Here is a 24164-nt window from a genome sequence, read left to right as displayed (position 1 = left end):
CATTAAAGTGTAGGAGGGGCTGCTTATGTCACAAGAAGCATTTGAAAATAAATTACTTGCCAATTTAGAGGCTGTTATTGACCCTGAACTAGGTGTTGATATCGTTAATCTTGGATTAGTTTATGATGTTACAGCAGATGAAAATAATAATGCTGTCATTACGATGACTATGACTTCTATCGGTTGTCCAATGGCTGGGCAAATCGTATCAGACGTTAAAAAAGTATTATCAACGAACGTACCTGAAGTTAATGAAATAGAAGTAAATGTCGTTTGGAATCCACCGTGGTCGAAAGAACGTATGTCACGTATGGCGAAAATCGCATTAGGCATTCGCGACTAAATAAAGTGGAAATTTCATCATTTGCGGATAGCGGGATAAAGAAAAGACCTGACTAGGATGTCAGGTCTTTTCTCTTATTATTTTACACCTACTGCATCATAAGCTTTCGTTACAGCTTGTACAGCTTTAGAGTTTTTACCATATAAATCTTCAGCTGACTGAAGAGCAGCTTGACGCATCATTTTGAAGTCAGAGTTTGCAGTTAAATATTTCGTAAGAGCACGGTAGTAAATTTTTTCTGTCGCTTCACGGCCCACTCCAGTTACTTTCACGCCGTAATGATCTCCGCCTTCAGATACTAAATATGCAGCTTTATTGTTAATACTGCTGTTAATATGAACACCGCCATTATCAGCTGTTCCAGTATAACGTTTACTATAGTGATCTGGGTAACCTTCACTTGGTTTTAATGGATTTGGAATAGACGCTGGGTCTTTAAGAGAGCGAAGTGCATCACCAGGTTTATCAGGTGTATAAATATCAGCACCTAAATCCCAGCTCTTCTTCTCAACCATAACACCCATAATATCAGATAACGATTCATTTAACGCCCCTGACTCATTTTTGTAAACAAGGTTTGCTGTATGTTCAGTTACAGCATGCGTTAATTCGTGACCGATAACATCAAGTCCAGCAGATAATGGAATGAATGTTTTTCCATCGCCATCACCATACATCATTTGCACACCATTCCAAGCTGCGTTATTCCAGCTCTCCCCTACGTGAACAGTTGAAATAAGCTTCGCACCTTTATCATCGAAAGAGTTACGATTAAATGTCTTTTTGTAGTAATCATATACTTTTCCTGCATTTACATGCGCATCAACTGCAGCTTTATCTTCGAAGAACTTAGATTTACTTTCAACTTCTTCTCCTGTATATCCAAGCCATTGTGAGAATAAATTAAACCAGTTCTCGTCCATATTTTCTGCATCAAATGTATGAACACCTTGTCCTCGTTTACCATCAAACAAGTTGAATTGTCCTGTTTTCGTATCTTGAGCAATTTCAAATGATTGTCTAGCACCTAATACTCCGTAACCAAATCCAGTAATGTTATCTACAGCGTTATATTTCTCAATAACATTTCCATTCGTTGCATCAACAAAATAATGCCAATACCCTGGAGCTGGTTTTGAAATCGATGCCTTAACTAAGTATGCAAGGTAGTAATTACCGTCTTTTTCATATACAAATAAATCTTTTTTCACACCATCATAACTCTTTACTTTACCAATTTCTTTCTCAATATCTGCCTTTGCAATTGTTTCTGCTTGTTCCGCAGTAATGCTTGCAGCTGCAGGAATATTTTTATCATCTAAATTCGGAATAACTTGTCCGAAGAATGCTTTTACATTATTCTCTTTATCAAGTGTAACAGTTTGATCAGAACCGTACACAGGAATGTTATTATGTTTCTCAACTAGCTTCACATGTGTCGTATCAGATTCAGCGTCTTTTTCTTCCCCAACGATATTAAAATGCTTTTCAATATTTCCTGCTAATTTAAACATATCTTTCTTACTCTCTAAGTATTGAAAGACTGTCTCTTTTTTATCTAGTCCTTCCGGTGCTTTCCATTCTTCACCTATGTATGCAGGTGTTTTAAATTCTTGATGATATTGAATTTTTTGTTCTTCCGCTTTCGTTGTCGTTGCCCCAAACGCTCCAAATCCCCCGGCGATAACAGTTAACGCTAATGCTGATGAAATGACTTGCTTTTTCACTATAACATTCCCCATTCCCATAAAGATTTTTGACACTTTTATACAATTCTTATTTTCCCAGCTGATACCTCTACCTAAAATTTGAGAAACATTTTTCAGACAATTCTAATCAAAAAAAGAGGACATCTATCGGATGTCCTCTTTTCTATAAACCTTTTATTGTTTTTTCAATTCAATTGCTAAATAGTGTGATTGCTCTTTCGCTTGAATGTGAATATCTTCTTCTACAGATTCTGCTGCATCCCGCATAACAAACGTTTCACCATTTATTACACTGCTTCCTTCAATTTGTACAAGGTACAATTGACGGCCTTCTTTCACTGGAAAATGAATTTCTTTTCCAGCCTCTAATGATAAAGAATATAAATTCGCATCTTGGTGAATTTGAATTGGTGCATTTCCTTCTACTGAAGATACCATATGGAACCATTCATCTTCACGCTTGCTCCAATCAAATTTAAACTCACCATAGTTTGGTTTATAATCTGCGCGGTCTGGTAAAATCCAAATTTGTAATAAACGCAGCGTTTCATCGCCTAAATTATGCTCGCTATGAAATACACCCGTGCCAGCACTCATATATTGAACATGTCCACGCTCAATTGTTCCGCGATTTCCCATGCTGTCTTCATGTGTTAAAGCACCATCTACAACGTAAGAAATAATCTCCATATCACGGTGCGGATGCATATCAAAACCAGTTTGCGCCGCTACTAGATCATCATTAATAACACGTAACGCTCCGAAGTTCATGTTATTTGGATTGTAGTAATTGGCAAAAGAAAAATGAAAATGTGTATTTAACCAACCATGATTTGCTCTGCCCATATTTTTATGATCAACTTTTCTAAACATATCCTTCACCTCATACTATCTCGAATTCGAGATTTATTTTAAAATTTTTTCTTACTGTAACTTTTTTAATAGTGTTAATAACTGCTTTTGTTCCTCTATATTTAAATTATGAAACTTCTCTGCTTGGAACGTTTCTTGAGGTGGGACGATTTCCTCATATAAAGCTCTTCCCTTTTCTGTTAAAGAAATATATTTCGTAGTACCCTCTTGTTCACGCAAAATCCACTCAAGCTGCTCCATTTTATTTAAAAGCTGCGTTACATTTCCTTTCGTAACAAATAGCTTATTTCCAAGTTCTTGCTGCGTTAAACGATTATGTCCTCCAACTTGAGCTAACACATCAAACTGGGCGGCAGATATATTCCATTTTTTCAAATGCTGATTCGTCTCACGAATACTCTTATTATAAAAGCGTGACAAACGAAACCATAATAGTAGCCCTAGTCTATCTTCTGTTTTCATTTCATCACCTCGCTTGTTTCATATCATTAGTTTAGAACTAAACTTAATAAAAGTCAAATACTTATTTTTAATAAGTACAAAAAGCACAGCGCTATTTCTCCACTATGCTTTACATTAACTTTCTACTCTTATATTCATCTAATTTCCTCTCCGCGAACTTCCTCGCATCTTTTTCAATCCACCGCTCTTCGTACCGTTCACTTCCCACATACAATATATCTCTCTTATGCTGCATCGCATGGCGGAATTCATGCAGTAGCGTTTTGAGAACTTGATCATACTCTTCCCACATACAAACGAAAATTAATTGCTTTTCTTTATGATAAAAACCACCTACTGGGAATAGGAACTCTTCTTCCTCTTCCCCTAATGATAGAAGCACATCATTTGCATCACACGTATCACAAAAAATAACGGGCGTTTTACATACTCCAATAAGAGAAAACAAATCCTCTCTCAACTTTTTGACATCCCAAGGAAGCTCCGAATCCAACACATACCAATTCTCTACCTGTTGATATACATTTTGAAACTGGAGTTCCATTTCTCTTTATTCCCCTTTCCAAGCACCCTTTTTCTATATGTATGCCACAATATGGTAAATATTAAACGTATTCTTTCATCCTTGAAAAAATGCCAATAAAAAAGGAATCTACGTCGACATAGATTCCTTTTCTGTAATCACTTTTTTTTCATCATTTTTTTTAATACAAAATAACCAATTGCACAAACAATAGCAGCAAGTGCAAAGTATTTCACATATGGCCCCGCAACTTTATTAATACTTTCCCACTCTGTTCCTAATTTAAAACCTAAATATACAAACACAATTGACCACGGAATAACAGCTAATGTAGTTAGCGTAATAAACTTAGCATGTGACATTTTCGCAATACCCGCTGGTATCGAAATAGCATGCCGCACAACCGGAATAAAACGTGCGGTAAAGATAACGCCAGTTCCATAACGATTAAACCAATCTTCAGCATAATCAATATGTTTCTTCTGAATTAAAATATATTTTCCATATCGCTTAAGAACAGGTCTTCCTCCATATCGACCAATCCAATAAATGAATAGTTGTGCAATTACACCACCAATTGTACCGAACGCGACAGCGCCCCAAAATGTAATGCTTCCTGTTGATACTAAATAACCTGCATAAGACAATACGATTTCACTTGGAATAACCTCTAGCATTAATCCAAGCATAATTCCCCAATAACCAAGTCCTTCTAAAAAAACTAAAACCGAATGGATCAACTCTCCTAACATCATGTACCTCTCTTTACTGTTTTCATTACAAAAATGAAAGTACAAGCAGGAAATATCTTGTACTTTTATTTTTTAAAATTTAGTTTAGTTAGTCTTCGTATCCCACTTAAAGATTTTATTTAAGAATTTATATACATTCTTCGACTCTTTTGTCAAAAGTGGGCCTAAAATGGATAGTATAAGCACGTATAGTGCTGAGAATGGTTTCAGTACTGACATTAAACCACCGGCGATACCGATATTAGCCATAATGATGGAGAACTCTCCTCTTGAAACGATTGTTAATCCGATATTTGTTGATGCTTTATGAGATAATCCAGCTTGTCTTCCTGCAATCATTCCTGCTACAAAGTTACCGATTATCGTAAGAAGGACAGCACCTAACGTTAACCATATCGCTCCGCCTAATGAGAACGGATCAATACTTAACCCGAAGCTGAAGAAGAAAATAGCTCCGAAAAAGTCTCTAAATGGAACAACAAGATGTTCAATTCGGTCACTATGCTCTGTCTCAGAGAAAACTAATCCTAGAAGAAGTGCTCCAATTGCTTCTGCAACGTGAATTGTTTCTGAAAAACCAGCAATGAAGAATAATGAAGCAAATACTACAATAATAAAGATTTCATCTGAGCTAATATTGAGCAATTTATTTAATAACGGCGTAGCCTTTCTAGCTACTATAAAGAATAGAAGCATATATCCTAAAGCAATTCCAATTGAAGTAAGGGCACCTAAGAAGGAAGCGTGATCCCCTAGTACTAAACCAGAAACAACTGATAGGTATACAGCAAGGAATATATCTTCAAACATAATAATTCCTAAAATTAATTCGGTTTCATTATTACCAGTTCTTCTTAAGTCCACTAACACTTTAGCAACGATAGCGCTAGAAGAAATCGTAATAATACCCGCAATAATTAAGATCTCTAGTAATGGGAATCCCATTATAAATCCGTATAACAAACCAAGTGAAAAGTTAATTAAAATATAAATCGTTCCGCCAATCGCAATAGAGCGTCCAGATTTAATTAGTTTTTTCATTGAAAATTCTAATCCTAGATAGAATAGAAGGAATAGAACCCCAATCCGTCCAAGGAAGGAAATTACACTTGCACTTTCAATAAATTTGAGATCGATAACACCTATTGTCGGTGCATGCGGTCCTACTAACATTCCAAGAACGATTAGAAAAGGAATTACTGAGAATTTAAATTTTCCAGCAATTACTGCTGCAATTGCCACTAAAACTAAAGCTGTACCAACTTCAAAAATTAACGTATCCATCTAATCAGTCCCCCCTATTTGAAAGTAATTCATTAATGATTTTTTTAATTTCTTCTCTCTCACCTGAAACTACAAGCATATCTCCTTCTTCAATTACTGTTTCTGGTCCTGGATTAAATAGCTTCTTCATGTTCTTCTTCATAACCGCGATTATTGTTACGCTATATGTTTTTCTTATTTCAAGATCGCCAATTGTTTTTCCGATTGCTGGAGCTGTATTCTCCACTTTGAACCACTCAATCGCTAAACCTTCAAAAACCATCTCAACATTTTCTAACGCCCTAGGCTTATATACCATTCCACCTAATATTGCAGCGATTTGTCTCGCCTCTGAGTCACGTAGTGAAATACTTGAGATGCTTTCTTCATGATCTGAATCAAAATGATACATTTCTCTACGACCATCATCATGAATGACAATTACCATCTTTTCGTTACCTTTCGTAACGATTTGAAACTTATAACCAATACCTGGAAGTTCACTTTCTCTAATATTCATTTTTAGCTCCTCCATAACTTGTTTATTTTAATTTTCTGTTTTTCTGTCTTTTATTCATCCAATCAACTTTAGAAATTCTAACCACTCAGGATATTTGTGATTTGGAAATCTTTTATTGTAATAATAAGTGGACCCTAAAAAGATACTTAAAGATGTAATGATAAAAAATATATTACTTCTCATTTTCAAACTCTCAAGACTTACTTTCCATAAAGAATCTTCTTTCAAATTATCCCCACCTTCTCGCTTTAAATTTAGTTTTTTAAAATGTAAATAATTCTAAAAATATCACGATGTAACATAATCATAACACAAAAATGATTTAAGTAACATAATTTTTTAGAAAAATTGATTCTCGTATATTTTTTGCATATAATTTTCTTATTACGAAAAAAAGGAAGTGTATTATATGGTTGATATCTTTAGCAGATTCCTTGAGGTAACGAATAATATTTTATGGTCATATATTCTTATTGCAATGCTAATCGGCTTCGGTCTTTACTTCTCTTTTAAATTAAAATTTGTCCAAATTACTCATTTCAGTGAGATGGTCAGCTTAATTAGTAAAGGGTTTAATCGAAAAGAAAAAAAGAAAGATAGCATCTCACCATTCCAAGCATTTTGCTTAAGTGCAGCAGCACGTATCGGTATCGGAAACTTAGCTGGTGTAGCATTAGCAATTTCAATGGGTGGACCTGGCGCAATATTTTGGATGTGGTTTATCGCAATTATTGGAGCAGCTACTAGTTTTGTAGAATGTACACTTGCGCAAATTTATAAAGTAAAAGATGGAAGTAGGTTCCGTGGTGGACCAGCATATTACATGGAAAAAGGGTTAAACAAACGCTGGATGGGCGTCTGGTTTTCACTTCTTATTACAGTTGCGTACGGATTAATTTTCAATTCAGTGCAAGCAAATACAGTAACAATAGCGTTTGAAAATGCTTTTGGACTAGAGCGAACAATCGTAGGAGCTCTATTAGCCTTATTAGTTGCAGTTATTATTTTTGGTGGCATTAAGAGCATTTCACGTATTACAGAAATGATTGTTCCGCCAATGGCAATCGTTTATATCGGCGTGGCTATTTTTGTCGTTATTAACAACTTCAGTATGTTACCAAGCATTTTCATGGAAATCTTTAACGGTGCATTCGGTTTAGACCAAGCCATCGCTGGTGGTATTGGAGCAGCAATCAAGTTCGGAATTCAGCGCGGTTTATTCGCTACGGAAGCAGGAATGGGTAGCTCTCCTAATGCAGCCGCAACATCTGATGTATCTCACCCTGTAAAACAAGGGCTTGTTCAAGCGTTAGGCGTTTTCGTAGATACATTCTTAGTATGTACATCAACAGCATTTATCGTATTATGTTCTGGACTTTACAAAGGATCAAATTTAGAAGGTATCGAATTAACACAAAACGCATTAAGTTCACAAATTGGACCGTGGGCAAGCACCTTCTTAGCAATTATTATTTTCCTATTCGCTTTCAGTTCACTTCTAGGAAACTACTATTATGGTGAAACAAATATCGCATTCATTAAAGAAAGCAAAACATGGTTAATGATTTATCGTGTTGCAGTTGTCGGAATGGTATTCTTCGGATCAATCGCTGCTCTTAAAACAGTTTGGAGTTTAGCTGATTTATTCATGGGACTAATGGTATTCACAAACTTAATTGCCATCTCATTCCTTAGCAAATTTGCTTACGCTGCATTAGTAGACTATTTGAAGCAAAAGAAACAAGGAAAAGATCCTGTCTTCGTTGCAAACTCTATCCCTGGCTTAAAAAATACAGAGTGCTGGGATGGGCAGGATGTAGAAGAAAAACAAAAGGCCGTTTAACAAATAAAAGCGGAAGTGGCTCGTTCAGAACAGGAGGGTGTTGGAACTCCTGATTACGAGGCGCTTTTTGCCTCGAATGAAGGAGTGAAACAACCGACTGTTCTAGCCGCTGGAGCTGGATATCATTTAAAGCGGAAGTGGCTCATTCAGAACCGCAGGACACTTCAAGCTCTCGACCTTGAAGCGCTTTTTGCTTCGAGCGAGAGAGCGAAATGACCGGAGATTCTAGCCGCTGGAGCTGGATATTAATTAAAAGCGGAGGTGACTTGCTCAGAACAGGAGGGCATTGGAGCTCCTGACGAAGAGGCGTTCTTTGCCTCACAGGAAGGCGCGAAATGACTGACTGGTCTAGTCACCGGAGCTGGATATCACTAAAAGCACAAGCGGCTCGTTTAGAACAAGAGCCATATCTCAAACAAAGGCCCTATTACTTCACCGTAATAGGGCCTTTTATTTACAACAGTTCATAATTTGTTCAAATTAATTCCAGCAAAAGGGTTGATTTATAGAGATTACTAGATTATAATTATTATAAATTAGTAATTGATATCACATAACAACTCAAAAGGAGATTGATCATAATGAACAAACAAGTAATCGAAGTATTAAACAAACAAGTAGCAGACTGGAGCGTTTTATTCACAAAACTTCACAACTTCCATTGGTACGTAAAAGGACCTCAATTCTTCACATTACACGAGAAATTCGAAGAACTTTACACAGAATCAGCTACTCACATCGATGAAATTGCAGAACGTATTTTAGCAATTGGCGGCAAACCAGTAGCAACAATGAAAGAATACTTAGAACTATCTTCTATTCAAGAAGCAGCATACGGAGAAACTGCAGAAGGGATGGTCGAAGCAATCATGAAAGACTACGAAATGATGCTAGTCGAACTGAAAAAAGGCATGGAAATCGCTCAAGACTCTGACGATGAAATGACATCTGACCTACTACTAGGCATCTACACAGAACTAGAAAAACACGCTTGGATGCTACGTGCGTTCTTGAATCAATAATAATTAAAAGCGGAAGCGGCTCGTTTAGAGTCGCTTTTTTATGTAATGGTCGCACTTAACGGTACACGAAATTATATCAACGATTTTTCAAATATATCGATCATAACTCGCAATATATCAACGATTTTTTCATTATATCGATCATTACCCGCAATATATCAACGATTTGACAAAGGATATCAATTTGCCGACAAATCACGACAATATCAGCGCCCCTCTCCCCTACTTTTATCAATATATTACAATCTCATCTATGTTAAAATATAGGAAACACCCTTTAGCTTTTCCAAATTCATCATTTACTACTTAAATGACGGGAGTGGTTCAGTTGAAAGACTACTTAATTAGAGCATTTTTTGCGTTAATAACAGTTGGGATTCTCTTACTTATGGCTAATATTTTCAATATACGTGTCGAGGTTAAGGACTATGCTTTCCTCGTTGTCGTAGCAATTGGTGGCGGCTGGGGTGGCTGGTACCTGTATAAAAAACAAAGCAATCAAAATGATAAAGGCATTCCAAAGTAATATGGAATGCCTCTTTTATTGCCTTCTGTAATAAATAATGAAATTCAGACCACTAATACAACCAATCGCAATAAACATACAAAGCGATTGTGGATCTCCACCTAGATTATACTCATCAACGATAAATCCGGACATAAACAACGTTATCGCTGAAACACCGATACACAATACCGAGATAAACCAAAGCGAAAATTCATTAATCAACTCTTTCTTCTGTCTCAAAACAATTAGCATAACAAGAATAGACGCTGCTAAAATACTTTTAAAAACCGGACGTAAATATACGAACTCCTCCATCTATTTCTCCTTTCCCCAAAACATTACATCTAAAAATTAATATATTTAACTAAATTAAAAACACATGCCATCTTAAATTAAAACGACATGTGTTTCCGTGTTTCCGTATTTGCTATGATAGTTGCTTCCACTTCGTTCCCAAAACAGGACGCTCATAATTTTGGATTGCATGAATTAGTTTATCTGCTGTCTCAGCTGAAACGATCAATTCTTTATTTGATGAATTCATAAATCCTTCTTCTGCTGCACGTTCAACCATTTGCAAAATTGGTCCGTAAAAACCTTTTATGTTTAATAAACCAACCGGCTTATTATGTATACCAATTTGTGACCAACATACAACTTCAAATAGTTCTTCAAACGTTCCGTATCCGCCTGGAAGCGCAATAAAAGCATCCGCAAGCTCTGCCATTTTCGCTTTACGTTCATGCATCGTCTCTACTTCAATTAATTCTGTTAATCCTGTATGCACAATTTCTCCTCGGAATAGACCGCGCGGCATAACACCTGTTACACGTCCACCTAAACGAAGAACTTCGTTTGCTACTTCTCCCATTAATCCAACACATGAACCACCGTATACAAGCTCATACTCGTTCTCAACAAACATTTTACCTAACTGAATTGCCTGCTCTTTGAATTCTGGTCTCTCCCCTAAATTAGAACCTGCAAACACACAAATCTTTCTCATCCCTACACCCCGAAACTATATATTGTTATGATACAATTGACATTGTACAACATATTGAGGAGATGAGGAAGAAATGGATATCGTTGCATTTCAAAGATGGGTTGAGGAATTTTACGAAAAACGAAGCTGGTCACAGTATAATGCCTTTATTCGATTAAATTTCTTAACCGAGGAAGTTGGGGAAGTTTCACGAGTCGTTCGTGCTATTGAAATTGGCCGCGATCGCCCTGATGAAGATGCGAAAACAGAAGAAGAGCTAAAACAAGAACTAAAAGAAGAACTTGGCGATGTACTATCTAACCTTATTATTCTTTCGCAAAAATATGATTTAGACTTACAAGACATTATGGACGCACACGTTGCAAAGCTTTCAAAAAGGTTCGAAGTATCTAAATGAGAATATTATCAATTATGGTATAATATTCTTGTCACAATACTAAGGGGGATTTTATGTTATCAAAAAAATTGCACGACGCATTAAATGAACAAATGAACTTTGAATTTTACTCTGCCCATGCTTATATGGCAATGGCTGCTTACTGTACAGCTGAGAGCTATGATGGATTCGCTAACTTTTTCCTTGTACAAGCTGAAGAAGAACGTTTCCACGCAATGAAGCTTTACAACTATATTAATGACCGCGGAGAGCGCGCTATTATTACTGGATTTGATAATCCGAATAACGAATACGAATCTGTATTAAACGCTTTTGAAGTCGCACTTGAGCACGAGCGTGAAGTAACGAAACGTATTTACAACTTATCTGATATCGCTTGGGACGAGCGTGAACATGCAACAATTACATTCTTAAAATGGTTCGTTGACGAACAAGTTGAAGAAGAAGCTTCATTCGATAGCATCATTCAAAAATTAAAACGTATTACAAGCGATTCAAACGCACTGTTTATGCTAGATGCTGAATTAGAGAAACGTACATTTACGCCTCCAGCTGAGTAATATTTCAATCACCTTAATACATGTATTAAGGTGATTTTTTTGTTTGCTCTCTATCTTAAAATCACCTTAAATTTCCTCATATTTGACATAGTGCCAGATATAAAGTGGTATTATTTTCAATATAAAAACGAATATACGAGGAGAGGAAAAATGAATCAACGTGTAGAAGCTGTTGATGCAATTCGTGGTTTTGCTTTGTTTGGCATTTTACTAGTCAATATGACATTAATTCAATTTGGGTTCTTCACCAGTGAAAAACCAACTTATCTATTTGGCGATCTTGATAAAGGTGCTAATTGGTTTATTCAATTTTTCGGCACACATAACTTTATATCCCTATTTTCTTTTCTATTTGGGCTTAGCATTATTTTGTTACAAAAAAGTATTATCACAAAAGGAAAAAAATTCTTCCCCACATACATAAGACGTATTATCATTCTTTTACTACTCGGCTACATTCACGGCACTTTTGTTTGGGAGGGAGATATTTTATTTGCATACGGAATAATCGGGATTTTTTTAATGATATTCATCAATCGAAAACCGAAAACTTTGCTTATTTGGGCGATTATTCTACTCGCACTTATTACACTTATGTCTTATCAAACTGATCCATCTACAAATATAAATGATTTCGCACCTTATACTGAAAAAGAACATAAAGTCCATCAAACTGGAAGCTATATGGATCACGTCAACTTTAGATTGACTGAAAATCCTTTTGATTACATGGGAATTGACGGTGCATTCGGATTATTTTTCATATCAGTTTTCGCAATAATTTTTATGTCTCCACTGTTCCTACTCGGAATGTATGTAGGGAAAAAAGGCTGGCTATTTGAGGTCAGTAAACATATACCTGCTGTCAAAAAAATATGGTTTGCCACCGGTCTCTTCTCTTTTACAATTAAAATCTTAGCTATGTTCATAAAACACCCGGTTTTAATTATGTTACAAGATGGCCTTACACCAGTAACTATGACCTTCTTTTACGGAAGCACAATCATTTTATTATTCCATTACAAAAAAGCAACCCGTCTACTAACATACATGGCGAACATGGGGAAAATGTCCGTTAGTAATTACTTAGCGCAATCTATTATCGCAACAACCATTTTTTACGCATATGGATTTGGCTTATACGGGAAAATCGGCTATTTCTTCGGTATTCTTTTAACCATCGGAATTTATACGATTCAATTATTCGTTAGCACCTATTGGCTCCAGAAATACCGAATGGGGCCAGTGGAATATGTGTGGAGACTGGGAACTTATTTAGAGAAACCACGTTTTAAAAGAGACTTGGATAAAGCAAGTTAAACAAAAAAAGCAATGAGCCTACGCTCATTGCTTTTCTTAATTTATTAAAGCATAACCCCAACGATAATCGCTGATAATATACTTACTAATGTTGCACCGTATACAAGTTTTAAACCGAATGATGATACAACGTTTGCTTGTTTGCCATCGATACTCTTCGTTGCACCTGCGATAATTCCGATAGATGAGAAGTTCGCAAATGATACAAGGAAGATAGATAAAATACCTACTGTACGAGCTGATAAATCACCAGCTACTTTACCAAGATCAAGCATTGCAACGAATTCGTTCGTTACTAATTTTGTTGCCATAATTTGTCCTGCTTGTAACATCTCTGATGTTGGAATACCCATTACGAATGCTAATGGTGAGAAGATGTATCCTAAAATGCTTTGGAATGTGATTCCGAAAATTGAATCGAATACACCATTAATTGCTGTAATTAATGCCACGAAACCGATTAACATCGCCGCTACTGTTACAGCGATTGAGAAACCAAGCATAATATATTCGCCTAACATTTCAAAGAATGTTTGTTTCTTGTCTTCTTGTAATTCTAAAATATCGTCTTCTTCTTTTACTTCATATGGATTAATGATATGAACGATAATGAATCCACTGAATAAGTTTAATACAAGTGCTGTTACTACATATTTTGGATCAATCATTTTCATATAAGAACCGACAATTGACATCGATACTGTAGACATTGAAGATGCACAAAGTGTGTATAAACGATTTTTCGGTAATTTGCTTAGTTGATCTTTTACTGTAATGAATACTTCCCCTTGACCAACGATTGCAGCTGCTACCGCATTATATGATTCTAGTTTTCCTAAACCGTTAACTTTACTTAATAGGAAACCGACTGCACGAATGATAATCGGTAAAACTTTAATATGTTGCAGAATCCCGATTAATACTGCTAAGAAAATAATCGGTAATAATACTGTTAAGAAGAATGGTGCTTGTCCATCGTTTGCTAGACCACCAAATACGAAATTAACCCCAGCTTCCGCAAATTTTAAAATAGCGCCAAATCCATCTGCGATCCCTTTTACTAATACAAATCCGACCTTTGTATTTAGTAAGAAATACGCAAGTACCAATTGAATGACAAGCATAAGTGCAATTGGTTTATATTTAATTTTCTTACGATCTGAACTAATAAGGAAACCTAGTACAAACACTACAAGTAAACCGACTAGAAACATTACGAACTTCATATGTGAATCCTCCACTTCTCCCACGAGTTATTGGTCGTATAACGTATAACGAATGACGTCTGACCATTGTTGTTAAAAAAATTTAAAACCCCTAAAACTATTCAACTGTCATCTAAAATCAGTAAGCGTTTACATAAATTGCAATTTATAAAAGGTAGCTTCTTCTCTCCTACCATACTTGAAAGTCTGAAATTGATACCACCTACAAATCAAATTGTAAGCGTTATCTAGACGAAATGCAATATAAATTTTAAAAGATTTTTATATGTTAATATATTCCTAATTAATTGGTTTTTTCATGTAAATTTACCATAAAAAAATAGCCCTAGCTATGAGCTAGAGCCATCCTTTTTTTATAACATAACACCAACGATAATCGCTGATAGAATACTTACTAATGTCGCACCGTACACAAGGCGTAGACCAAATGATGATACAACATTTGATTGATTTTCATCGATACCTTTCGTTGCACCTGCAATAATTCCGATAGATGAGAAGTTCGCAAATGATACAAGGAATACAGAAAGAATACCAACCGTACGAGCCGATAAATCACCAGCTACTTTACCAAGATCAAGCATCGCAACAAATTCGTTTGATACTAATTTTGTTGCCATAATTTGTCCCGCTGTTACCATTTCTGCTTGCGGGATGCCCATTACGAATGCTAATGGTGAGAAAATATATCCTAAAATAGCTTGGAATGTAATACCGAACATTGTATCAAACAAGCTATTGATTGCTGTAATTAATGCTACGAAACCGAGTAACATAGCTGCTACTGTAATCGCAATCGTGAAACCAAGCATAATGTACTCGCTCAGCATTTCAAAGAATGATTGTTTTTTCTTATTTTCTAATTTCAGTGTATCTTCTTCTTCTGTAATATCGTACGGGTTAATAATATGAATGATAATGAAACCACTAAATAAATTTAATACAAGTGCTGTTACTACATATTTCGGTTCGATCATTTTCATATAAGAACCAACGATTGACATCGACACTGTCGACATAGAAGATGCACATAATGTATATAAACGATGTTTTGGGATTTTACTTAATTGATCTTTTACTGTAATAAATACTTCTGCTTGTCCAACAATGGCAGCTGCTACTGCGTTATATGATTCTAGTTTGCCTAGACCATTCACTTTACTTAACAACGTACCAATAGCACGAATAAATATCGGTAAAATTTTAAAGTGTTGCAGAATTCCGATTAAAACCGCAAAGAATACGATTGGTAATAACGCTGTTAAGAAGAATGAAACCTCTCCTTTATTAACAAGACCACCAAATACGAAAACGATTCCAGCTTCCGCATATCCAAGAAGTGCGCCAAATCCATCTGAAATTCCTTTTACTAAAATATAACCAACTTGCGTATTTAATAAGAAATAAGATAATGCTAGCTGAATAATAAGCATAATTGCGATTGGTTTATACTTAATCTTCTTTCGATCGGCACTTATAAGAAAACCGAGTACAAATACAACGAGTAATCCTACAAGGAACATAACAAACTTCATTAATAAAATCCTCCATTTAACTCTTCATTAACGTTGAACGTCTGACCATTCAAAACAAGAAATAATCCGAACTTTCCATTTCTCCTCCAAAATCTTCAATCGGATAGGAAAGATCATAAAACCTCTTATTTCAAAGGCATTTTCCATTCTAACACAAATCACAAATCATATCCGCACTTTTCTTTAAAAAATTACATTTTATTATAAAACGTCTATGAATGTTCGTCTTTTACTATCTGCAAATAGTTGAATAAAACAAAAAAAGAGCATCAAGTTTCACTTGATGCCCTTTTCATTATACCGCTTTTTCTTTATCAGCTACCGCTGACTCACCCCAACACTCTGTATTGTTCAAACCTGGAATAGACTCCGCATAAAAGACTGGATCTTTCCCTTGTTTCTTTTGCTTAATATAATCTGATAACGCTGCGAAAGCATACTTAGAAAGGAATACAATTGCTACTAAGTTAATAACAGCCATAATTCCCATAAATAAATCTGCTAAATCCCAAACGATTTGAATTGTCGCTACAGATCCTAGCATAACCATACCAAGTACAGCAATGCGGTATGCATTTAATAGCACTTTACTTCCATTTAAGAATTCAATATTTGTTTCACCATAGTAGTAGTTACCTACTAATGAACTGAACGCAAACAAGAAGATTGCCACTGCTACAAATATAGAAGCCCATGGACCGATATGTTGACTTAACGCCTGCTGCGTTAATTGAATTCCGTTTAAATCAGCTGCATTATGCACATCTGATAAAAGAATAATAAATGCTGTACAACTACAAATTAATAATGTATCAGTAAATACCCCTAAAGTTTGAATGAAACCTTGTTTAACTGGGTGCGTTACGTTTGCAGTCGCTGCTGCGTTCGGCGCACTACCCATACCTGCTTCATTTGAGAATAACCCACGTTTTACCCCTAATAAAATCGCAGCTCCTAATCCTCCGCCTACTACTTCTTTAATTCCGAAAGCATGTAAGAAAATTTCTTTAAATACATATGGAATTGCCGTAATGTTTGTTACAACAACGAATAATGCCACTGCTACATAAATAATTGCCATTACTGGAACAATCATTTCAACCGCGCGAGCAATTCGTTTTACTCCACCGAAAATAATAACTGCAAGTAAACCAGCCATAACAAGACCTACTAATCTACTATCTGTTTTGAACGCCCCATCAAAGGCAGCCGCTACAGTATTAGACTGTACAGCGTTAAAAATCAATCCGAAACTTACTGTTATTAGAACAGAGAACACAACACCTAACCAGCGTTTCTTTAAACCCTTTTCCATATAATACGCTGGGCCCCCACGGAATGCATTCCCATCTTTTACTTTATAAATTTGCGCTAATGTGCTCTCTACAAATGCAGAAGCACCCCCAATTACAGCGATTAACCACATCCAAAATACTGCTCCTGGACCACCTGCTGAGATCGCAATAGCTACACCAGCTAAGTTACCAGTACCTACACGAGAAGCTGTACTCATACAAAACGCTTGGAATGATGATACGCCGCTCTTCTCTTTTTGCGCTTTCCTCGTTTTCGAGCTTGCTCCATCCCCAAGCAAACGAATCATTTCACCGAAGTAACGAACTTGGACAAATTTCACACGAAATGAAAAATAGAGCCCTAACCCAATTAACATCGCAATAATGATATATGACCAAAGGATATTATTTATATCCCCAATTACCTTAGCTAAAAAATCCATAATTGCATTGCCCCCTCTTCCTAACAATAAGAAAATTATATTCTAAAAACTTTTAGTAATCAAGAACTTTATGTTAGGTTTTATAACATGAGTACGTTAATTCTTTTAACATACGTGTTTTTTTACATGAAAATATAGCCATTACATGCATTTATCCAATACTTAATAACTTATCCTATTCGACCAGCCATACTTTTAAAACAGTACGTTCCCCACAAATAACGAGAGAAACAAACAAAAAAGTTATATTAATAATTACCCCTCACCCTTTTCATCATTTACTACAACAAAAAAGGCGAGCATCGAATTTACCTCGATGCTCGCCTTTTCAATTACACTGCTTTTTCTTTATCTGTTACCACTTGCTTATCCCAGCACTCTGTATTCGTTAAACCAGGAATAGAATCTGCACTGAAGACTGGATCTTTCCCTTGTTTCTTTTGCCTTACATAGTCTGTTAATGCCGCGTACGCAAATCGGCCAAGAAGTGTAATCGCAATTAAGTTCGTGATTACCATTAGACCCATAAATAAGTCTGCCATATTCCATACAACTTGAAGCGTCGCAACAGAACCGAATAATACCATTCCAACTACCGCAATACGGTAAATTGTTAACCACGTTTTGCTTTGCTTAATAAATTCAATATTTGTTTCACCATAATAGTAGTTTCCTAAAAGAGAACTAAATGCAAATAAGAAAATAATAATCGCTAAGAAGCTACTTGCCCATGGGCCGATTTGTGAGCTTAATGCATTTTGCGTTAATTCAATACCTTCTAAATTTGTTGCTTTATATGCACCAGAACATAGTACGATAAATGCTGTTGATGTACATACTAAGAATGTATCTACTAAAACGCCGATCGTTTGAATAAAACCTTGTTTTGCTGGATGCGTTACATCAGCTGTCGCTGCCGCGTTCGGCGCACTACCCATACCTGCTTCGTTCGCAAATAATCCGCGCTGAATACCATATTTCATCGCAGCACCGATACCGCCACCTACAGCTGAATCTAAACCGAATGCACCTTTAAAGATTTCCGTAAACACATCTGGTATTAAATAGAAGTTTTTAATGACAACAAAAATAGCTACCGCAATATAAACAAGCGCCATTGGCGGAACAATCATTTCCGACATACGTGCAATACTTTTTACACCACCAAAAATAATAACCGCAACTAATGCAGCTAATACAATACCAACAATATAACGCTCTAAACCAAATGCATTTTCAAACGCTAATGTTACTGTATTCGCTTGTACTGAGTTAAAAATTAAACCGTAACTAACTGTAATAAGGATAGAAAACCAAATTCCCATCCAACGTTTATTTAAACCTTTTTCCATATAATAAGCAGGACCACCACGGAAGCCACTGCCATCTTTTACTTTATAAATTTGGGCAAGCGTACTTTCTACGAAACTTGAAGAAGCCCCGATAATCGCAATAACCCACATCCAAAATACAGCTCCAGGTCCTCCCATAGATATAGCTAATGCTACACCAGCTAAGTTACCGATACCAATACGAGCTGCTGAACTCATACAAAACGCTTGGAAAGAAGATACACTACCTTTTTTACGCGTCTTTCCAGTTAATCCATCACTCATTAGTCGAACCATTTCCCCTAAATGAGTAATTTGTACGAATTTCAATTTAATAGAAAAATAAAGACCTAAACCAATTAACATTGCAATAAGAATATATGACCAAAGAATTGTATTTGTTGATGAAATAAATTGCTCTAAAATATTCATACAATTAACCCCTCCTTTTCTCCATAAAACGAATTATATTTAAAAAACATTCAAAAATCAACATTTTTCGACAATTTGCAATTTCCAAATATTAGCCAGGTTCACAGTAACAATGTCCTTATGACTGACTACCCTCCCTCTAACTGTGCATACTAAAACAAAAAATAAATTCACAAACAACCCTATTGACAAAAATACCAACCTGTAACTATAATGATTACAATAGATTGTAACAAACCTAATTACAACAAATTCATTTACTTTCAGATATACACTTTAACAAAACACTTTGGAGGGATTTATTATGAAAATCGGAATTATCGGAGCAACTGGTAAAGCAGGAAGTCGTATTTTAAAAGAAGCATTAGATCGCGGACATGAAGTAACTGCAATCGTAAGAAACGCTGCAAAAATTACAGAAGAAAACGTAAAAGTTTTAGAAAAAGACGTATTTTCTCTTACATCTAACGACTTGCAAGCATTCGATGTAGTTGTAAATGCATTCGGTGCTCCAGCAGGACAAGAACACCTTCACGTAGATGCAGGAAACGTACTAATTGAAGCGATGAAAGGTGCACCTAACACAAAATTACTTGTAGTTGGTGGCGCTGGAAGCTTATTTGTAGACGAAGAGAAAACAACACGTGTATTTGAGACACCAGGTTTCCCGAAAGAATATCTTGCAACAGCTCAAAACCAAGGTAAAAACTTAGAAATCTTACAACAAACAAATGACATCACTTGGACATTCATCAGCCCTTCTGCACTATTCGCATTAGGAAAACGTACTGGTTCTTATAAAGCTGGTAAAGACAACCTTCTTGTGAACGCAAAAGGTGATAGCTACGTAAGTTACGAAGACTTCGCAGTTGCAGCACTTGATGAAATTGAAAACCCAAAACATGTAAACGAACGCTTCACAGTAGTTTCTGAAGCTGAATAATAAAAAAATCTCGTAAAACATAATGTTTTACGAGATTTTTTTATTGTTACACTTGTTCTAAACCATTTGGAGTAATCTTAAAGGATATTTCTTGCCCCTTCATCGCATCCTCTTTTTTAACTAACTCATTCTTTTTGTACCAATTCAAACGACTCGGTTCCGCATGGTATACTTTCAGCACATCTCCATACTCAAATGCCGTTCCATTTACTTGCCCAGCAAAATTCTTTGAAGTCTCTTGTCCTTCTGCCGTTACATGCTTTTTCTTATTTCCATTTTGATCATAAATCGTAAGGCCTATATACTGCTCATTTACAAAGCGATAATGAATCTCCTCATTTGTAAATGTTGCATGTAATTTCTTTTCAGCGTGGTTTAACGTAACAATTGAACGTGTAACATCGGACACACCTTGATAGACTAGACTATCCCCATATGTCACTTCTACAGGAACTTCCGTCACCTTCTTATTTCCAAATCGATCTTTCGTTTCTACTTTCACTTTTTGCTGACCAATTTTTGTCGTATCTATTTCCCCTACAAAACCTACTACTTCTCCACCCTGTACTTCAACAAAGTTCTTCGCGTCTAGCGTTTCGCTATTTGTTCCGATTACTACTTGCTGCGGATTTGCTTTTACTGTTTGCTCGCCGTCTAATCTTTCAAATCCATTTTCAGTTATTTTGAAGACTAATTCCTTTATCTCTTTACTTTTTCCTTCGCCCACATATACATCTTTTTGATACCAATGTAAACGAGAAGATTCCGCATGATATACTTTCACTACATCTCCATACTCAAATGCAATTCCATTTACTTCCTTAGCAAATTCTTGCGTATTCTCTAAACCTTTTACTGCTATATTTTTCTTCACTCTTCCTTCTTTATCGTACAATGTGAATTCAAAATACTTTTCATCTTTAAAGTAATCATGAATTAGGTTCTTTGTATCTGTCGCACTCAGTTTTTTCGTATCATGATGCAAAGTTACAATTGATTTCAAGTCACCATCTCTATAGCTCAGCCCATATACAAGTAGGCTATCTCCATATGTTACTGTTAGAGGAACTTCTGTCACTTTCTTATTTCCAAATCGATCTTTCGTTTCTACTTTTACTTTTTGTTCACCGATTTTTGTTGTATTTGGTTTTTCTACAAATCCAACTACTTCTCCATCTTTTACTTCAACAAAGTTTTTTGCATTTATTTTCTCTACATCTGTTCCGATTACTACCTTCTGTGGTACTGCCTTTACCTCTTGTAAAGTTTCCATTCTTTCAAAGCCTTTTTCAGTTACCTTGAAGAATAATTCTTTTTCTACTTTCGCCTTACCTTGGCCAGCAAGGCTATTATTTTGATACCATTTCAAGCGGTCCGGTTCTGCATGGAATACTTTTACTACATCACCATATTCAAACTGCATTCCACTCACTTGCTCCGCAAATTTCTTTGAAGTTTCTTGTCCTTCCGCTGTTACACGCTTTTTTGTGTTCCCATTTTGATCATATAGCGTAATCCCCATATACTCTTCATTTACATAACGATAATGAACAGGATTACCTGTAAACGTTGCGTGCAGTTCCTTTTTATCATGTTGCAATGTTACAACCGAACGTATTGCATTATCATTAGCATGAAATACTAAACTATCTCCATAAATTACTTCAAGCGGCACTTCTGTTATCTTCTTATTTCCAAAAGCATCCTTCGTCTCTATTTTTACTTTTTGTTCTCCAATTTTTGATGTATTTGGTTTTTCTACAAAACCAACCACTTCTCCATCTTTTACTTGTACGAATTCTTTCGGATCTAGTTTGTCTACATCCATTCCGACTACTACTTTTTGCAGTTTCGCCGTCACTTCTTGTAAACTATCTTTTAATTCGAACCCTTGCTCAGTTATTTGGAATAATTTCTCTTTTTTATTTTTAACTTTTCCTTGATCTACAAGTTCGTTATTTTTAAACCACTTCAAACGGCTTGGTTCTGCGTGGAATACTTTTATTACATCACCATATTCAAAATCCAATTCATTTAGTTCCATCGCAAATCTTTTTCCCGTTTCTTGTCCTTCTGCTGATACACGTTTCTTTTCAATCCCATTTCGATCATATAGCGTTAAGCCCATATATTCTTCTTTTTCAAAACGGTAATGTATTTCATTATTAGTAAAGTTTACATTTAATTTCTTCTTATTGTGGTGAAGTGTCACTGTCGACATTACATCATCTGAAAGTCCTTGAAAAACTATACTGTCATCATAAAATCCGTTAACTTGGACAGGAATTGAATTTTTATTTCCTTTCTCATCCCCAATTTCTACTAACACTTCCTGTTTCCCATTCTCTAATTTAGGCCATACAATCTTTCCTGTTACTTTTACATTCTCACCTAAATTTCGAACAAGCTTACTTGCTTCATTCTCGTCAGAATCTGTACCAACTAAAAGATTTTGTACTTCATTAGCAGGTTCACCATACGGAACCTTATACAGTTCAACTTGCTTCTCACGAATATCATTACTATCTGTAGCTTTCCAGATTTCCTTTTCTAATTTAGGTAACTTTGATTTTTCTATTTTCTCTCTAATATCATCATTTGGTGTTAATCCCCACTCCTCAAAGAAAGGAATTAAATTTTGCCCTGCCACTTTTGATGTCATATAAATAAATAGCTGCTTTTTCTCTTCATCAGAATGAGGCATTTCACTCTGAGGTAACAAACGATAAGCTTGATGTAACCTAGGATAAAAATGTTCTCCATACACTACATTTAATTGCCAAAACATTGTAAGAGGATTAATGTCATCAATGAATCTTTCTGCTTTAGGCTTCTCTAAATACTCAAATGAGTTTTTATAGTGCTCATCCATTTCTAATTGATTCCCTAACGCCTTTTGAACAGCTAATGAGTAAATATTTACTGTTACTTCCCTTACTTTAGACCACTTCCACGGTTCTTGCTGATGTAAATGACCAACTTCATGCCACGGTCCCCATCCATCCTTCTCAAGTACCTCTATATCTAAAACTCTATTCATTGCAGTTGGAATATATCCTGTATGATAATGTTTCGCAAACATAAAGTCCCCTTTAGCAGGCTTCCGTTTTTCAACAAACTGAACATAATGAGTTGGAGATTTTGCAACCCCAACACTGTCCTCAGATAATCCTGCCACTGCGTTTTCTAAACGGATAATCTTATCATGCAATTTCATTAAATCTGTTGGATCCGTATTCTTCATATATTTCTGCACAGAATCGTAAGTAGTAGTAATTAAGCTTCTCTCACCTTTTAATTCAACTGCATAAGGATCCTTATATTTTTTTAACATTTCATCCCAATCTTTTTTCGTATGCTTACCTAAAATAAATAAAGGAAAGTGACTACCACCATTTGTAACGGAAGCTGTTACTTCTCCTTCGTTATTCATATTATAAAAATATAAAATACCGCCTCTTGAAGATGAAATAACATTTTTTCCTGGTTTTAAATCAAACTCCTCTGGGTCCTTTTCATCATAAGATCTCGTTCCAATAAAAGCTTGGATAGACTGCGTTCCTTTTATGTCAATTGTAATCTCTTCATTTGGCTCTGCATAAATTCCAGTCGGTTCATTAGCGGAAAGTTTCCAAGTAACTCTTAAACGATTATTTTCTTCTTCTACGCTACCTTTCCCCGGCAACTGAAATACTCTCTGCTCAAATTTATTCTCTTCTAATTTCCCACCTTTATTCTCTTCCAAAGGCGCCGCATATCCTTTTGATGCTTCGAAAGCTACTGGTGATAATAATGTAGATATACATATACCTGCTACTAATACCCTACTCTTTTTCTTCTTTGACATAATCTGTGTCC

General features: G+C 35.7%; 22 protein-coding genes. 8 read left to right on the top strand and 14 right to left on the bottom strand.

All coding sequences use genetic code 11. The features are described from left to right. Positions 1-25 precede the first annotated feature (25 nt). A complete protein-coding gene (locus ACUN13_RS20260; protein WP_000076422.1) occupies positions 26-343 on the top strand; it encodes a metal-sulfur cluster assembly factor in 318 nt (105 codons plus the stop codon). A 77-nt stretch (positions 344-420) separates the two neighbouring features. Here the strand turns inward: ACUN13_RS20260 and nprB are convergent, their stop codons facing one another. The 7 genes from nprB to ACUN13_RS20225 all read right to left on the bottom strand — a co-directional run bounded on the left by nprB (position 421) and on the right by ACUN13_RS20225 (position 6445). After that, positions 421-2070, bottom strand: a complete 1650-nt coding sequence (nprB, locus tag ACUN13_RS20255) for a neutral protease NprB (protein WP_000745123.1) — start codon at positions 2068-2070, stop codon at positions 421-423. Between the two features lie 156 nt (positions 2071-2226). Then, positions 2227-2925 (bottom strand): pirin family protein, encoded by a 699-nt coding sequence (locus ACUN13_RS20250; protein WP_025686647.1) that lies wholly within the window; start codon positions 2923-2925, stop codon positions 2227-2229. Positions 2926-2976: 51 nt separating this feature from the next. Then, positions 2977-3387, bottom strand: coding sequence for a MarR family winged helix-turn-helix transcriptional regulator (locus ACUN13_RS20245; RefSeq protein WP_000845467.1), 411 nt, complete (start codon positions 3385-3387; stop codon positions 2977-2979). Positions 3388-3496: 109 nt separating this feature from the next. Then, positions 3497-3931, bottom strand: a complete 435-nt coding sequence (locus ACUN13_RS20240; RefSeq protein WP_000422806.1) for a DUF3920 family protein — start codon at positions 3929-3931, stop codon at positions 3497-3499. A gap of 137 nt (positions 3932-4068) precedes the next feature. After that, positions 4069-4662, bottom strand: a complete 594-nt coding sequence (locus ACUN13_RS20235; RefSeq protein WP_142292987.1) for a VTT domain-containing protein — start codon at positions 4660-4662, stop codon at positions 4069-4071. Positions 4663-4746: 84 nt separating this feature from the next. Further along, complete coding sequence (locus tag ACUN13_RS20230) at positions 4747-5946, bottom strand: cation:proton antiporter (protein WP_000380223.1); 1200 nt, start codon at positions 5944-5946, stop codon at positions 4747-4749. Between the two features lie 4 nt (positions 5947-5950). Next, positions 5951-6445 (bottom strand): cation:proton antiporter regulatory subunit, encoded by a 495-nt coding sequence (locus ACUN13_RS20225; protein WP_001026075.1) that lies wholly within the window; start codon positions 6443-6445, stop codon positions 5951-5953. Between the two features lie 409 nt (positions 6446-6854). Here ACUN13_RS20225 and ACUN13_RS20220 point away from each other — a divergent pair, with 409 nt between their 5' ends. From ACUN13_RS20220 to ACUN13_RS20210, 3 genes are all read left to right on the top strand, one after another. Beyond that, a complete protein-coding gene (locus tag ACUN13_RS20220; protein WP_000227591.1) occupies positions 6855-8288 on the top strand; it encodes an alanine/glycine:cation symporter family protein in 1434 nt (477 codons plus the stop codon). Between the two features lie 581 nt (positions 8289-8869). Continuing rightward, on the top strand, positions 8870-9310 hold the full coding sequence (locus ACUN13_RS20215) for a Dps family protein (protein ID WP_001041895.1): 441 nt from the start codon (positions 8870-8872) through the stop codon (positions 9308-9310). 328 nt (positions 9311-9638) lie between these two features. Beyond that, positions 9639-9836, top strand: coding sequence for a hypothetical protein (locus ACUN13_RS20210; protein WP_000656316.1), 198 nt, complete (start codon positions 9639-9641; stop codon positions 9834-9836). Between the two features lie 15 nt (positions 9837-9851). Here ACUN13_RS20210 and ACUN13_RS20205 read toward each other — a convergent pair whose 3' ends face one another. Together ACUN13_RS20205 and ACUN13_RS20200 are read right to left on the bottom strand one after the other, a co-directional pair. Next, positions 9852-10133 carry a hypothetical protein gene (locus tag ACUN13_RS20205; protein ID WP_025686649.1) on the bottom strand — a complete coding sequence of 94 codons (282 nt, stop codon included), beginning with the start codon at positions 10131-10133 and terminating at the stop codon, positions 9852-9854. 112 nt (positions 10134-10245) lie between these two features. Further along, a complete protein-coding gene (locus ACUN13_RS20200) occupies positions 10246-10824 on the bottom strand; it encodes an LOG family protein (protein ID WP_001225758.1) in 579 nt (192 codons plus the stop codon). Between the two features lie 73 nt (positions 10825-10897). Between ACUN13_RS20200 and ACUN13_RS20195 the strand changes: the two genes are divergently transcribed. The 3 genes from ACUN13_RS20195 (at position 10898) to ACUN13_RS20185 (ending at position 13101) form a co-directional block, all read left to right on the top strand. Beyond that, on the top strand, positions 10898-11221 hold the full coding sequence (locus tag ACUN13_RS20195) for a MazG nucleotide pyrophosphohydrolase domain-containing protein (protein ID WP_000355744.1): 324 nt from the start codon (positions 10898-10900) through the stop codon (positions 11219-11221). A 53-nt stretch (positions 11222-11274) separates the two neighbouring features. Next, entirely contained in the window at positions 11275-11781 is a 507-nt protein-coding gene (locus ACUN13_RS20190; RefSeq protein WP_000949403.1) for a ferritin, read from the top strand. Between the two features lie 150 nt (positions 11782-11931). Next, complete coding sequence (locus tag ACUN13_RS20185) at positions 11932-13101, top strand: DUF418 domain-containing protein (protein WP_001076361.1); 1170 nt, start codon at positions 11932-11934, stop codon at positions 13099-13101. Between the two features lie 44 nt (positions 13102-13145). On the opposite strand, the gene ACUN13_RS20180 is transcribed toward ACUN13_RS20185, so the two are convergent. From ACUN13_RS20180 to ACUN13_RS20165, 4 genes are all read right to left on the bottom strand, one after another. After that, positions 13146-14327 (bottom strand): NupC/NupG family nucleoside CNT transporter, encoded by a 1182-nt coding sequence (locus ACUN13_RS20180; RefSeq protein ID WP_000673874.1) that lies wholly within the window; start codon positions 14325-14327, stop codon positions 13146-13148. A 353-nt stretch (positions 14328-14680) separates the two neighbouring features. Further along, positions 14681-15862 carry a NupC/NupG family nucleoside CNT transporter gene (locus ACUN13_RS20175; RefSeq protein WP_000673841.1) on the bottom strand — a complete coding sequence of 394 codons (1182 nt, stop codon included), beginning with the start codon at positions 15860-15862 and terminating at the stop codon, positions 14681-14683. A 295-nt stretch (positions 15863-16157) separates the two neighbouring features. After that, positions 16158-17600, bottom strand: coding sequence for an alanine/glycine:cation symporter family protein (locus ACUN13_RS20170; protein WP_000346373.1), 1443 nt, complete (start codon positions 17598-17600; stop codon positions 16158-16160). 332 nt (positions 17601-17932) lie between these two features. Next, positions 17933-19363 carry an alanine/glycine:cation symporter family protein gene (locus ACUN13_RS20165; protein WP_001022931.1) on the bottom strand — a complete coding sequence of 477 codons (1431 nt, stop codon included), beginning with the start codon at positions 19361-19363 and terminating at the stop codon, positions 17933-17935. A 304-nt stretch (positions 19364-19667) separates the two neighbouring features. Between ACUN13_RS20165 and ACUN13_RS20160 the strand changes: the two genes are divergently transcribed. Next, positions 19668-20306 carry an NAD(P)-dependent oxidoreductase gene (locus ACUN13_RS20160; RefSeq protein ID WP_000689907.1) on the top strand — a complete coding sequence of 213 codons (639 nt, stop codon included), beginning with the start codon at positions 19668-19670 and terminating at the stop codon, positions 20304-20306. A 46-nt stretch (positions 20307-20352) separates the two neighbouring features. On the opposite strand, the gene ACUN13_RS20155 is transcribed toward ACUN13_RS20160, so the two are convergent. Further along, positions 20353-24153: a putative mucin/carbohydrate-binding domain-containing protein gene (locus ACUN13_RS20155; protein ID WP_151639572.1), complete on the bottom strand. Its 3801-nt coding sequence runs from the start codon at positions 24151-24153 to the stop codon at positions 20353-20355. Positions 24154-24164 lie beyond the last annotated feature (11 nt).

This window comes from Bacillus cereus group sp. Bce041 (assembly GCF_052646455.1).
This window is presented reverse-complemented; position numbering and strand designations above follow the sequence as displayed.

Bases quoted from the DNA above. Each gene is read 5' to 3' on its own strand.
- ACUN13_RS20260 (WP_000076422.1), top strand. From the start codon at position 26: ATGTCACAAGAAGCATTTGAAAATAAATTACTTGCCAATTTAGAGGCT.
- ACUN13_RS20250 (WP_025686647.1), bottom strand. From the start codon at position 2,925: ATGTTTAGAAAAGTTGATCATAAAAATATGGGCAGAGCAAATCATGGT.
- ACUN13_RS20245 (WP_000845467.1), bottom strand. From the start codon at position 3,387: ATGAAAACAGAAGATAGACTAGGGCTACTATTATGGTTTCGTTTGTCA.
- ACUN13_RS20240 (WP_000422806.1), bottom strand. From the start codon at position 3,931: ATGGAACTCCAGTTTCAAAATGTATATCAACAGGTAGAGAATTGGTAT.
- ACUN13_RS20235 (WP_142292987.1), bottom strand. From the start codon at position 4,662: ATGTTAGGAGAGTTGATCCATTCGGTTTTAGTTTTTTTAGAAGGACTT.
- ACUN13_RS20230 (WP_000380223.1), bottom strand. From the start codon at position 5,946: ATGGATACGTTAATTTTTGAAGTTGGTACAGCTTTAGTTTTAGTGGCA.
- ACUN13_RS20225 (WP_001026075.1), bottom strand. From the start codon at position 6,445: ATGAATATTAGAGAAAGTGAACTTCCAGGTATTGGTTATAAGTTTCAA.
- ACUN13_RS20220 (WP_000227591.1), top strand. From the start codon at position 6,855: ATGGTTGATATCTTTAGCAGATTCCTTGAGGTAACGAATAATATTTTA.
- ACUN13_RS20215 (WP_001041895.1), top strand. From the start codon at position 8,870: ATGAACAAACAAGTAATCGAAGTATTAAACAAACAAGTAGCAGACTGG.
- ACUN13_RS20205 (WP_025686649.1), bottom strand. From the start codon at position 10,133: ATGGAGGAGTTCGTATATTTACGTCCGGTTTTTAAAAGTATTTTAGCA.
- ACUN13_RS20200 (WP_001225758.1), bottom strand. From the start codon at position 10,824: ATGAGAAAGATTTGTGTGTTTGCAGGTTCTAATTTAGGGGAGAGACCA.
- ACUN13_RS20195 (WP_000355744.1), top strand. From the start codon at position 10,898: ATGGATATCGTTGCATTTCAAAGATGGGTTGAGGAATTTTACGAAAAA.
- ACUN13_RS20190 (WP_000949403.1), top strand. From the start codon at position 11,275: ATGTTATCAAAAAAATTGCACGACGCATTAAATGAACAAATGAACTTT.
- ACUN13_RS20185 (WP_001076361.1), top strand. From the start codon at position 11,932: ATGAATCAACGTGTAGAAGCTGTTGATGCAATTCGTGGTTTTGCTTTG.
- ACUN13_RS20180 (WP_000673874.1), bottom strand. From the start codon at position 14,327: ATGAAGTTCGTAATGTTTCTAGTCGGTTTACTTGTAGTGTTTGTACTA.
- ACUN13_RS20175 (WP_000673841.1), bottom strand. From the start codon at position 15,862: ATGAAGTTTGTTATGTTCCTTGTAGGATTACTCGTTGTATTTGTACTC.
- ACUN13_RS20170 (WP_000346373.1), bottom strand. From the start codon at position 17,600: ATGGATTTTTTAGCTAAGGTAATTGGGGATATAAATAATATCCTTTGG.
- ACUN13_RS20165 (WP_001022931.1), bottom strand. From the start codon at position 19,363: ATGAATATTTTAGAGCAATTTATTTCATCAACAAATACAATTCTTTGG.
- ACUN13_RS20160 (WP_000689907.1), top strand. From the start codon at position 19,668: ATGAAAATCGGAATTATCGGAGCAACTGGTAAAGCAGGAAGTCGTATT.
- ACUN13_RS20155 (WP_151639572.1), bottom strand. From the start codon at position 24,153: ATGTCAAAGAAGAAAAAGAGTAGGGTATTAGTAGCAGGTATATGTATA.